Here is a 12,583-nt window from a genome sequence, read left to right as displayed (position 1 = left end):
CCGGCCAGGGCAACTACGCCGCCGCGAACAGCTTCCTGGACGCCCTCGCCCAGCAGCGCCGTACGGCCGGTCTCCCGGCGACCTCGCTCGCCTGGGGCCTTTGGGCCGAGGACGGCGGCATGGCCGGTGAGCTGGACTCGGCCGACGTCCAGCGGATGGCACGCGGTGGTGTCGCCGCGCTGACCACCGCCGAGGGCGTGCGGCTCTTCGACGCCTCCGTACGTGCGGACCGGCCCGTGCTCGCGCCGATCCGGCTCGACCTCGCCGGTCTGCGCGGACAGGCCGAGGCCGGGACGCTGGCTCCGCTGCTGCGCGGCCTGGTACGGACCCCGGTGCGCCGCGCAGCCGCCGCTGCCGCAGCCGGCCCCGACCGGTCCGCTCTCGGCCGCCGGCTCGCCGCGCTGGCCCCGGCCGAGCAGGACCAGGAACTGCTCGAACTGGTCCGGACCCAGGCGGCCGCCGTGCTGGGACACAGCGGCCCGGAAGCGGTCGATCCCACTCGCGCCTTCCGTGACCTGGGCTTCGACTCCCTCACCGCGCTCGAACTCCGCAACGGCCTCAACGCGGCCACCGGGCTGCGGCTGCCCGCCACGCTGGTGTTCGACCACCCCAACCCCCAGGTGCTCGCCCAGTACCTGCGCGTCGAACTGGTCGGCGGTCGCGAGGCGGACCGATCGGCCGTCGTCACAGGCACGTTCACGGACGACGACCCGATCGCGATCGTCGCGATGAGCTGCCGGTTCCCGGGAGGGGTGCAGAGCCCCGAGGACCTGTGGCAGCTGGTCTCGGCCGGGCGCGACGCGATCTCCGACTTCCCCGACGACCGTGGCTGGGACGTCGAGAACCTCTACCACCCGGACCCCGAGCACCCCGGCACCTCGTACACCCGCCGAGGCGGATTCCTGCACGACGCGGCCGAGTTCGACCCGACGTTCTTCGGGATCAGCCCGCGTGAGGCCCTGGCCACGGACCCGCAGCAGCGGCTGCTGCTGGAGACCTCGTGGGAGGCGTTCGAGCGGGCGGGCATCGACCCGGTGGCCCTGCGCGGCAGCCGTACCGGCGTGTTCGTCGGCGTGATGTACCACGACTACGCCACCCGACTGCAGGACGTGCCCAGCGGTACCGAGGGGTATCTGGGCAGCGGTGGCGCGGGCAGCATCGCCTCGGGCCGGCTGTCCTACACCTTCGGGCTGGAGGGTCCGGCCGTCACGGTCGACACCGCGTGCTCGTCCTCGCTGGTCGCGCTGCACTGGGCCGTCCAGGCGCTGCGCGCGGGTGAGTGCTCGCTGGCGCTGGCCGGTGGTGTCACCGTGATGGCGACGCCGGGGACCTTCGTGGACTTCAGTCGCCAGCGCGGACTGTCGGCCGACGGCCGGTGCAAGGCGTTCTCCGACGATGCGGACGGCACCGGCTGGGGCGAGGGCGTGGGCATGCTGCTGGTCGAGCGGCTCTCCGACGCCCGGCGCAACGGCCACCCGGTGCTCGGCATCGTGCGCGGCTCCGCGATCAACCAGGACGGTGCCTCGAACGGTCTCACCGCGCCCAACGGGCCGTCCCAGCAGCGGGTGATCCAGCAGGCGCTGGCCTCGGCCGGACTGTCCGCCGCGCAGGTGGACGCGGTGGAGGCGCACGGTACGGGGACCCGGCTGGGCGACCCGATCGAGGCGCAGGCGCTGCTGGCCACCTACGGTCGGGAGCACTCGGACGACCGTCCGCTCTGGCTCGGCTCGGTGAAGTCCAACCTCGGTCACACCCAGGCCGCGGCCGGTGTCGCCGGTGTGATCAAGATGGTGATGGCGATCCGGCACGGTGTGCTGCCGCAGACCCTGCACGTCGGTGAGCCGTCCACCCACGTGGACTGGTCGGCGGGTGCGGTCTCGCTGCTCACCGAGGCGCAGCCCTGGCCTTCGGCGGGTGAGCCGCGCCGGGCCGGTGTGTCGTCCTTCGGTATCAGCGGCACCAACGCCCACACCATCCTCGAAGAAGCGCCCGCCGTCGAACTCGACCCGTGCCCCGAGGAGCACCCCGCGCTTCCGCTGCTGCTGTCGGCCAAGACCCCGACTGCGCTGCGCGGCCAGGCGCAGCGGCTGCTCGAACACATCGCCACCCGGTCAGAGTTGACGATCCCTGACATCGCCTACTCGCTGGCCACGGCACGCGCGCTCTTCGATCACCGGGCCGCCCTGCTGGTGCGGGACCGCGACGAACTGCGCACCGGGCTGGCCGCGCTGGCGGACGGGGAGACCCCGCTGGAGGCCGCGGCGGGTGCCGGGACGAGGACGGCGTTCCTCTTCGCCGGTCAGGGCAGCCAGCAGGCCGGTATGGGCGCCGAGTTGTACGACACCTACCCGCGCTTCGCCGAGGCTTTCGACGCGGTCTGTGCGGAGCTGGACGGGCACCTGGAGCGTCCGCTGCGCGAGGTGGTTTTCGGCGGCGAGGAGTTGGACCAGACCGGGTACACCCAGCCGGCGCTGTTCGCGGTCGAGGTGGCGCTGTTCCGCCTGGTGGAGTCGTGGGGTGTGCGGCCGGACTTCCTGGCCGGGCACTCGATCGGCGAGCTGGCCGCCGCGCACGTCGCGGGTGTGCTCTCGCTTCCGGACGCGGCCGCGCTGGTGGCCGCCCGTGGCCGGCTGATGCAGCAACTGCCCGCAGGCGGCGCCATGGTGGCGATCCAGGCGAGCGAGGGCGAGGTGGTGCCGCTGCTGATCGGCCGCGACGACGAGCTGGGTATCGCGGCCGTCAACGGCCCGAACTCACTGGTGGTCTCGGGTGACGAGCGTTCGGTGCTTGAGCTGGCGGCGGACTGGGAGGCCCAGGGCCGCAAGACCAAGCGGCTCACCGTGAGCCACGCGTTCCACTCGCCGCTGATGGACGGCATGCTCGCCGAGTTCCGGAGCGTCGCCGAGGGTCTGACCTTCGCCGAACCGCGCATCCCGATCGTCTCCACGCTGACGGGTCAAGTCGCCTCGGCGGAGGAGCTGTGCTCTCCCGAGTACTGGGTGCGGCACGTCCGTGAGGCAGTCCGCTTCCACGACGCGGCGCAGACCCTGGAGTGCGAAGGCGTTCGTACCTTCGTGGAGTTGGGCCCGGACGGCACGCTCACCGCGATGGCACAGGAGAGCGTGGCCGAGGCGGCGGTGTTCACCCCGCTCCTGCGCCGGGACCGCCACGAGCCCGAGGCCGTGGCCAACGCGCTGGGCCGACTGCACGTGAGCGGCGTCCGGGTGGACTGGGCGGCGGTGTACGGCGGTACCGGCGCGCGGCTGGTCGACCTGCCCACGTACGCGTTCCAGCGTGAGCGCTACTGGCCGCAGACCGGCACCGGGCCGGTCGGCGACGTCGCCTCGGCGGGCCTGAACGCGATCGGCCACCCGCTGCTGGGCGCCGCCGTGCCACTGGCCGACGGGGACGGCTACCTGTTCACGGGCCGGCTGTCCTCGGCCGCGCAGCCCTGGCTGGCCGACCATGCGGTGGCGGGCAGGGTGCTGCTGCCCGGAACGGCCTTCGTGGACCTGGCGCTCGCGGCCGGTGACCAGGTCGGCTGCGGCCTGCTGGAGGAGCTCACCCTGGAAGCGCCGCTCGTCCTGCCCGAGCAGACGTCGATGCAACTGCAACTGCGTCTCGGAGCGGCCGACGAGACGGGCCGGCGTACCGTCAGCCTGCACGCACGCGACGCCGGCGCGGCGGACGGCGATCCGTGGACGCGCCATGCGACGGGTGTGCTGGCCGAGGGCGCTGCCGAGGCACCGGCCGGGCCGGCCGAGTGGCCGCCGGCGGGTGCGGAGCCCGTACCGGTCGATGGGCTGTACGACGGGTTCGCGGCGGCCGGGTTCGGTTATGGTCCGGTGTTCCAGGGCGTCCACGCGGCCTGGCGGCTGGACGGCGAGGTGTTCGCCGAGCTGGCACTGCCGGAAGAGAGCCGGGACGAGGCGGGCCTGTTCGGCCTCCACCCGGCGCTGCTGGACTCCGCACTGCACGCGGTGGGACTCGGCGGCCTGGTGGCGGACACCGGCCAGGGCCGGCTCCCGTTCGCGTGGAGCGGTGTGTGCCTGTACGCCTCCGGCGCGTCCGAGCTGCGGGTGCGGCTGGCACGGGCCGGCGAGGACGCGGTGTCGCTGACGGCGATGGACGGCACGGGTGCGCCGGTCGCGTCGGTGGAGTCGCTGGTGCTGCGGCCGTTCGCGGCCGAGCAGCTGGTGACTCCGGGCGGCGAGGACTCGCTGTTCCGGCCGGAGTGGACGGAGGTCGGGCTGCCGTCCGCCGCGTCCCTGTCCGACGCCGTACTGCTGGGCGCGGACGTGCTCGGGCTCGGGCTCGGCGAGATCGAGCGGTTCGAGGACCTCGCCGAACTGGTGGGTGCCCTGCCGGAGACGATCCTGCTCCCCGTGCGGTCCTCGGCCGGTGCGGACGCGGCCGCCGCGACGCACACGGCAGTGCGCCGAGTGCTCGCCCTGGTGCAGGAGTGGCTGGCCGAGGACCTGCTCGCGGACTCCCGGCTGGTCGTGGTGACCCGTGGTGCGGTGGCCGCCAACGCCGATGAGGCGGTGTCGGATCTGCCGTCGGCCGCCGTGTGGGGTCTGCTGCGCTCGGCGCAGTCGGAGAACCCGGGCCGGATCGTCCTGGTGGATCTGGACGACGCCCCGGCCGCACCGGGCCTGTTGGCAGCCGTCGTCGAGAGTGGAGAGCCGCAACTCGCACTGCGTGCGGGCAGCGCCCTGGCGCTGCGGCTGGCCCGCGCCCCCAAGGCCACCGAGGCCGAGCCGCCGGCGCTCGACCCCGAGGGCACGGTACTGGTCACGGGCGCGACCGGCTCGCTGGGCCGCGTGGTGGCCCGGCACCTGGTCGAGCGGCACGGTGCGCGCCGACTGCTGCTGGTGTCCCGTCGCGGCGAAGCAGCCGACGGCGCGGGCGAGTTGGCGGCGGAACTGTCGGGGCTCGGCGCCTCGGTCAACTTCGCCGCCTGCGATGTGGCGGACCGTGAGGCGCTGGCGGCCCTGCTCGCCGAGCAGAACCTGACCGCCGTGGTGCACACCGCCGGCGTCCTGGACGACGGTGTGATCTCCTCGCTCACCCCCGAGCGCATCGATGCGGTGCTGCGCCCGAAGGTGGATGCGGCCTGGAACCTGCACGAACTGACGGAAAATCAGGACCTTGCCGTCTTCGTGCTGTTCTCCTCCGCCGCCGGTGTCTTCGGCAACGCGGGTCAGGCCAACTACGCGGCCGCGAACGGCTTCCTGGACGCCCTCGCCCAGCAGCGCCGGGCCGCCGGACTTCCGGCGACCTCGCTCGCCTGGGGCCTGTGGGCCGAGGAGGGCGGTATGGCCGGCGAGTTGGACACGGCGGACGTCCAGCGGATGGCGCGCGGCGGCGCGATGGCGCTGACGGTCGACGAGGGCCTCGCGCTGCTCGATGCCTCGGTCGCCCTGCCGGACGCCGTCCTGGTGCCGGCCCGGCTGGACCTGGCCGGACTGCGCGCCCAGACGGTCGAGTCGGGCCACGTCCCGGCGCTGCTGCGCGGCCTCGTCCGGGTGCCCGCCCGACGGGCCGCCGCATCGGCGGTGGGAACCGACCCCGCGGCCGCGCTGCGGCAGCAGCTCAGCGGCCAACCGGCGGACGAGCAGGAGCGCATCCTGCTGGAGCTGGTGTGCGGGCAGGTCGCCACGGTGCTCGGCTACGCGGGCGCGGCTGCCGTGCAGCCGACGCACGCCTTCCGCGAGTTGGGCTTCGACTCGCTGACCGCCGTCGAACTGCGCAACCGGCTGAACGCGGCCACCGGCCTCCGGCTCCCCGCCACGCTGATCTTCGACTACCCGAGCCCCGTCGAGCTGGTCGGACATCTGCGGACGGCTCTCCCGCAAGACGGCGCGGAAGCCGCGCCGAACGTCTTCACCGAGCTGGACCGGCTGGCCGAGGCACTCGCCGCGACGCCGACCGACGAGGAGACCGGCACCAGGGTCACGCTGCGTCTGCAGGCCCTGTTGACGCAGTGGCGGGAGACCGTGGCCCCCGACCGGGCGTCGGTCGACGACAACAGCGATCTCGACTCGGCCACCGACGACGAGCTGTTCGACCTCCTCGATGACGAGCTCGAAACTTCCTGACTGCGCGACCCCTTTTCTTTGCCGCAAGGAGCGGACGGACATGCTGAACGAGGACAAGCTGCGCGACTACCTCAAGCGCGCCACCGCCGATCTGCGGAACGCCCGCCGACGCCTGCGGGAGATGGAGGAGCGCGACCAGGAGCCGATCGCGATCGTCGGGATGGCCTGCCGCTACCCCGGCGGCGTGACCAGCCCCGAGGAGCTGTGGCAGCTGGTCGCGACCGGCGGCGACGCCATCAGCGGCTTCCCGACCGACCGCGGCTGGGACGAGTCCTCGCTGATCGACGACGACCCGGACGCCCAGGGCACCAGCTACGTCAGCCAGGGCGGATTCCTGCACGACGCGAGCGAGTTCGACCCGGCGTTCTTCGGGATCTCGCCGCGTGAGGCACTCGCGATGGATCCCCAGCAGCGGCTGCTGCTGGAGACCTCGTGGGAGGCGTTCGAGCGGGCGGGCATCGACCCGGCCGCGCTCAAGGGCAGCCGGACCGGCATCTTCGCCGGCCTGATGTACCACGAGTACGCCAGCCGGCTCAGCACCGTGCCCGAGGGCGTGGAGGGGCACCTGGGCACCGGCAGCTTCGGCAGCGTGGCCTCGGGCCGGGTGTCCTACACCCTGGGCCTGGAGGGTCCGGCGGTGACCATCGACACCGCCTGCTCCTCCTCGCTGGTCGCCCTCCACCTGGCGGTCCAGGCGCTCCGGTCGGGCGAGTGCACGATGGCACTGGCCGGTGGCGTCACCGTGATGGCGACCCCGGGCACCTTCGTGGAGTTCAGCCGCCAGCGCGGTCTGGCGACGGACGGGCGCTGCAAGGCGTTCTCGGACGACGCCGACGGCACGGGCTGGGGCGAGGGCGTCGGCGTGCTGCTGGTCGAGCGGTTGTCGGACGCGCGGCGCAACGGGCATCCGGTGCTGGCGGTGGTGCGTGGTTCGGCGATCAACCAGGACGGTGCGTCCAACGGTCTGACGGCGCCGAACGGTCCGTCGCAGCAGCGGGTGATCCGGCAGGCGCTGGCCAGCGCTGCCCTGACGCCCGCCCAGGTCGACGTGGTCGAGGCACACGGCACCGGCACGACGCTGGGCGACCCGATCGAGGCGCAGGCGCTGCTGGCGACCTACGGGCAGGAGCGTGCGGCCGACAAGCCGCTGTGGTTGGGTTCGCTGAAGTCGAACATCGGCCACACGCAGGCGGCGGCGGGTGTCGGCGGCGTCATCAAGATGGTCATGGCGATGCGGCACGGTGTGCTGCCGCAGACCCTGCACGTCGGCGAGCCGTCCACCCACGTGGACTGGTCGGCTGGTTCGGTGGAGCTGCTGACCGAGGCGCGGCCGTGGCCGGTGACGGGTGAGCCGCGTCGGGCGGGTGTGTCGTCGTTCGGGTTCAGTGGGACGAACGCGCATGTGATCGTCGAGCAGGCGCCGGAGGTGGTGGCGGACGAGGAGTCGGCCGAGTCGCCGGTGGCCGGGGCCGCGGCGGTCGGTGCGTCGGTGGTGCCGTGGGTGGTGTCCGGTCGTGGTGAGGAGGCGTTGCGCGGGCAGGCGGCGCGGCTGCAAACCTTCGCGGCTGGTTCGCCGGAGTTGGACGCGCTGGGTGTCGGGCGTTCGCTGGTGGCCGGTCGTGCGGTGCTGGAGAACCGGGCGGTGGTGCTCGGTGGCGACCTCGACGAACTCCGGCGCGGGTTGGGCACCTTGGCTGCCGGCGGTGTCGCGGCCGAGGTGATCGAGGGCGTGGCGCCCGGCTCCGCGGGGAAGGTGGCGTTCGTCTTCCCGGGTCAGGGTTCGCAGTGGGCGGCGATGGGTGCCGAGCTGTGGGAGCAGTCTCCGGTTTTCGCCGCGCGGATCGCCGAGTGCGGGGCCGCGCTGGCGCCGTTCACGGACTGGTCGCTGGAGGATGTGCTGCTCGGCCGGGCCGGTGAGGCGTGGCTGGAGCGGGTTGATGTGGTTCAGCCGGTGTTGTGGGCCGTGATGGTCTCGCTGGCTGAGGTGTGGCGGGCCGCGGGTGTGGAGCCGTCGGTGGTGGTGGGTCACTCGCAGGGTGAGATCGCCGCCGCCGTGGTGGCCGGTGTGCTGTCGCTGGAGGACGGCGCGCGGGTGGTGGCGTTGCGGAGCCGGGCGATTGCCGGTGGGCTTGCGGGTCGTGGCGGGATGGTGTCGGTGGCGCTGCCGGTGGAGGCGGTGCGTGAGCGGCTGACGGTCTGGGGTGAGGAGCGGATCTCGGTCGCTGCGGTGAACGGGCCGTCGTCGGTGGTGGTTTCGGGTGAGCCGGCCGCGCTGGAGGAGCTGATCGCCTCCTGTGAGGCGGATGGTGTCCGGGCCCGGCGGGTGCCGGTGGACTACGCCTCGCACTCGGCTCAGGTGGAGTCGATCCGTACCGAGCTGCTGGACGTGCTGCGTGAGGTGACTCCGCGGGCGGGTCGGGTGCCGCTGCTGTCCACGGTGACCGGTGAGCTGGTCGACGGCTCGGGTATGGACGCCGAGTACTGGTACACCAACCTGCGCGCCACCGTCCGATTCGCCGAGGTCACGGCGGAGTTGGCGACGAACCACGGCATCGGCACCTTCGTCGAGGTCAGCGCACACCCCGTTCTGGTGACCGGAGTCCAGGAGACCGTGGAGGCGGCCGGACGCGAGGCCGTGACCGTGGGGACGCTGCGCCGCAACGAGGGCGGTGCCCGTCGGCTGCTGGCCTCGTTCGCCGAGGCATGGGTGCGCGGGGTCGCGGTGGACTGGCAGGCGGCCGTCTTCGCGGGCAGCGACGCGGCGCTCGTGGACCTGCCCACCTACGCCTTCCAACGCCGCCGTTACTGGCTGGATGCGCCGGCCGCGCCCGCCGCCGAGCGTGACGCGTCGCTGGACCCGGTGGAGGCGGAGTTCTGGGCCGCCGTGGAGAGCGAGGACCTGGCGTCCCTCACGGAGTCGTTGGAGCTGGCCGACGACGCGCCGCTGAGCGCCGTACTGCCCGCGCTGTCCTCGTGGCGGCGGCAGCGCCGTGAGCAGTCCACCGTGGACGGGTGGCGCTACCGGATCACCTGGCAGCCAATGGCCGATCTCCCCGCCCCCGTACTCTCCGGCACCTGGCTGCTGGTGGCCCCGGCTGAGGAAACCCCCTGGGCGGCGGCCGCCACCGAGGCCCTGGCCCGGCACGGCGCGGAGGTCCGCCGGCTGTCGGTCGACGCCGCGGACCTGGACCGGGAGGCGCTGTCCGAGCGGCTGCGGACCGACCTGACCGAGGCGCCCGCCGGAGTCCTCTCGCTGCTCGGACTCGTCGAGCGGCGTTGTGCCGACCACCCGGCCGTGCCCTTCGGCATGGCGGGATCGGTGCTGCTGTTCCAGTCGCTGGCCGATGCCGGATTCGAGACCCCGGTGTGGACCGCCACCAGCGGTGCCGTGGCGGTGAACCGCGCCGAGCGCCTGTCGAGCCCCGCACAGTCGCTGGTCTGGGGCCTGGGTCGGGTCGCCGCGCTGGAGGACGCGCAGCGCTGGGGCGGACTGGTGGACCTCCCCGGGCAGGTGGACGAGCGCGGCCTGGACCGGCTGGTCCGCGTGCTCGCCGGAACCGGCGGCGAGGACCAGCTCGCGGTGCGCCCGTCCGGGGTCTTCGCCCGTCGGCTGGTGCACGCGCCTTCCGGCCCCGCTCCGACGGAGAGTTGGCGTCCGAGCGGTACCGTCCTGGTCACCGGCGGTACCGGCGCCCTGGGTGCCCATGTGGCCCGTTGGCTCGCCCGCAGTGGTGCCGAGCACCTGCTGCTCACCAGCCGCCGCGGCCCGGACGCCGAAGGCGCGGACGAACTGCGCGAGGAGCTGACCGCCCTCGGCGCGACCGTCACCATCGTCTCCTGCGACGTGTCGGACCGCGAGGCGCTCGCCGGACTGCTCGCCGGGATCCCGGCGGACCGGCCGCTGACCGCGGTGATGCACACCGCCGCGGTGCTGGACGACGCGGTGATCCAGGCCCTGACGGCCGACCAGCTTGAGCGGGTGCTGCGGGTCAAGGTCGACTCCGCCCTGCACCTTCACGAACTGACGATGCATCAGAAGCTCGACGCGTTCGTGCTCTTCTCCTCCTTCGCGGCCACCTTCGGGGCTCCCGGGCAGGGCAACTACGCGCCCGGCAACGCCTTCCTGGACGCCCTCGCCGAGCAGCGCCGGGCCGACGGCCTGCCCGCCACTTCGGTGGCCTGGGGCCCGTGGGGCGAGGGCGGGATGGCCGAGGGCGGCGTCGGTGACCGGATGCGCCGGCACGGCATCCTGGAGATGTCGCCGGACCTGGCGGTGGCCGCGCTGCAGCAGGCGCTGGACCAGGGTGAGGCGGCACTGACCGTCACCGACATCGACTGGCAGCGCTTCGCGCTCGCCTTCACCTCTGGCCGGACCCGGCCGCTGCTCTTCGAAATCCCGGAAGCAGTACGGGCGTTGGAGTCCACCGGCGGTGGGGTGGAGAACCAGGAGGCGGCCGGCGGCGCGCTCGCCGTCCGGCTCGCGGGTGCCTCGCCCGCCGAGCGGGAGCGGATCCTGCTCGACCTGGTCACCTCGCACGTCGCGGCCGCGCTCGGCTACCCGGGCCCGGAGGCGGTGGACACCGGCCGGGCGTTCAAGGAGCTCGGCTTCGACTCGCTGACCGCCGTGGAACTGCGCAACCGGCTCGGTGCCGCCGCAGGGATCAAGCTCCCGGCCACCCTGATCTACGACCACCCCAACACTCTGGCGCTGGTCCGCCACCTGGACGAGGAACTGTCGGGCGCCGTGACGGGCCTCGCCGCTCCGGTCGTGGTGCGCGCCGCCGCCGACGAGCCGATCGCGATCGTCGGTATGAGCTGCCGCTTCCCGGGCGGGGTGCAGAGCCCCGAGGACCTGTGGCAGCTGCTGCTCGCCGGCGGTGACGCCCTGTCGGAGTTCCCCGCCGACCGTGGCTGGGACCTGGAGACGGTCTTCAACGCCGACCCCGACCACCAGGGCACCTCGTACATCCGCGAGGGCGGCTTCCTGCACGACGCCAGCCGGTTCGACGCGGCCTTCTTCGGCATCTCACCGCGTGAGGCGCTGGCGATGGACCCGCAGCAGCGGCTGCTGCTGGAGACCTCGTGGGAGGCGTTCGAGCGGGCGGGCATCGACCCCACCACGCTGCGCGGCAGCCGGACCGGTGTCTTCGCGGGCACCAACGGCCAGGACTACCTGGGCCTGCTGGCGTCGGCCGCCCACTCGGCCGAGGGGCATGTCGCCACCGGTACGGCGGCCAGCGTGGTCTCGGGCCGGGTGTCGTACCTCTTCGGCCTCGAGGGCCCGGCGATGACCGTGGACACCGCCTGCTCGGCCTCGTTGGTCGCCCTGCACCTGGCCGTGCAGTCGCTGAGGGGCGGCGAGTGCGACCTGGCGCTGGCCGGCGGTGTGACGGTGATGTCCACACCGGGGACGTTCATCGAGTTCAGCCGGCAGCAGGGCCTGGCGTCCGACGGCCGCTGCAAGCCGTTCTCGGCCGCGGCCGACGGATTCACCCCCTCCGAGGGCGTCGGGATGCTGCTGGTCGAGCGGTTGTCGGACGCGCGGCGCAACGGGCATCCGGTGCTGGCGGTGGTGCGTGGTTCGGCGATCAACCAGGACGGTGCGTCCAACGGTCTGACGGCGCCGAACGGTCCGTCGCAGCAGCGGGTGATCCGGCAGGCGCTCGCAGATGCCGGACTGTCCGCCGAGCAGGTGGACGCGGTGGAGGCGCACGGCACGGGCACCAAGCTGGGTGACCCGATCGAGGCGCAGGCGCTGATCGCCACCTACGGCCAGGGCCGGCCCGAGGGCCGTCCGCTGCTGCTCGGCTCGGTGAAGTCCAACATCGGGCACGCGCAGGCGGCAGCCGGACTCGCCGGTGTGATCAAGATGGTCGAGGCGCTGCGGCACGGTGTGCTGCCGGAGAGCATCCACCTCGACGAGCCCTCGCCGCACGTGGACTGGTCGGCTGGTTCGGTGGAGCTGCTGACCGAGGCGCGGCGGTGGCCGGTGACGGGTGAGCCGCGTCGGGCGGGTGTGTCGTCGTTCGGGTTCAGTGGGACGAACGCGCATGTGATCGTCGAGCAGGCGCCGGAGGTGGTGGCGGACGAGGAGTCGGCCGAGTCGCCGGTGGCCGGGGCCGCGGTGGTCGGTGCGTCGGTGGTGCCGTGGGTGGTGTCCGGTCGTGGTGAGGAGGCGTTGCGCGGGCAGGCGGCGCGGCTGCGGGCCTTCGCGGCTGCCTCGCCGGAGTTGGATGCGCTGGGTGTCGGGCGTTCGCTGGCGGCCGGCCGTGCGGTGCTGGAGAACCGGGCGGTGGTGCTCGGTGGCGACCTCGACGAACTCGAGCTCGGACTCGGGGAGTTGGCCACCGCTGATCCCGCCTCGCAGGTGATCAGGGGCATCGCCGGGTCTGCGGGGAAGGTGGCGTTCGTCTTCCCGGGTCAGGGTTCGCAGTGGGCTGCGATGGCGGTGGAACTCCTGGAGAGCTCGGCGGTGTTCGCGG

Annotated in this window: 2 protein-coding genes; both read left to right on the top strand. The window is 73.4% G+C overall.

The window, feature by feature from the left end:
• Positions 1–6,101, top strand: a 6,101-nt coding sequence (locus ABD369_RS38955; RefSeq protein WP_344641387.1) for an SDR family NAD(P)-dependent oxidoreductase, incomplete at its 5' end; no start/stop codon positions are given.
• Positions 6,102–6,141: 40 nt separating this feature from the next.
• The coding region (locus ABD369_RS38950; protein ID WP_344641386.1) for a type I polyketide synthase at positions 6,142–12,583 on the top strand (6,442 nt) is incomplete at its 3' end.

The organism is Kitasatospora cystarginea (assembly GCF_039533515.1).
In the GTDB taxonomy this organism is placed as follows: Bacteria; Actinomycetota; Actinomycetes; order Streptomycetales; family Streptomycetaceae; genus Kitasatospora; species Kitasatospora cystarginea.
The sequence above is the reverse complement of the archived record's forward strand: the minus strand, read 5'-3'. Positions and strand labels throughout refer to the sequence as shown.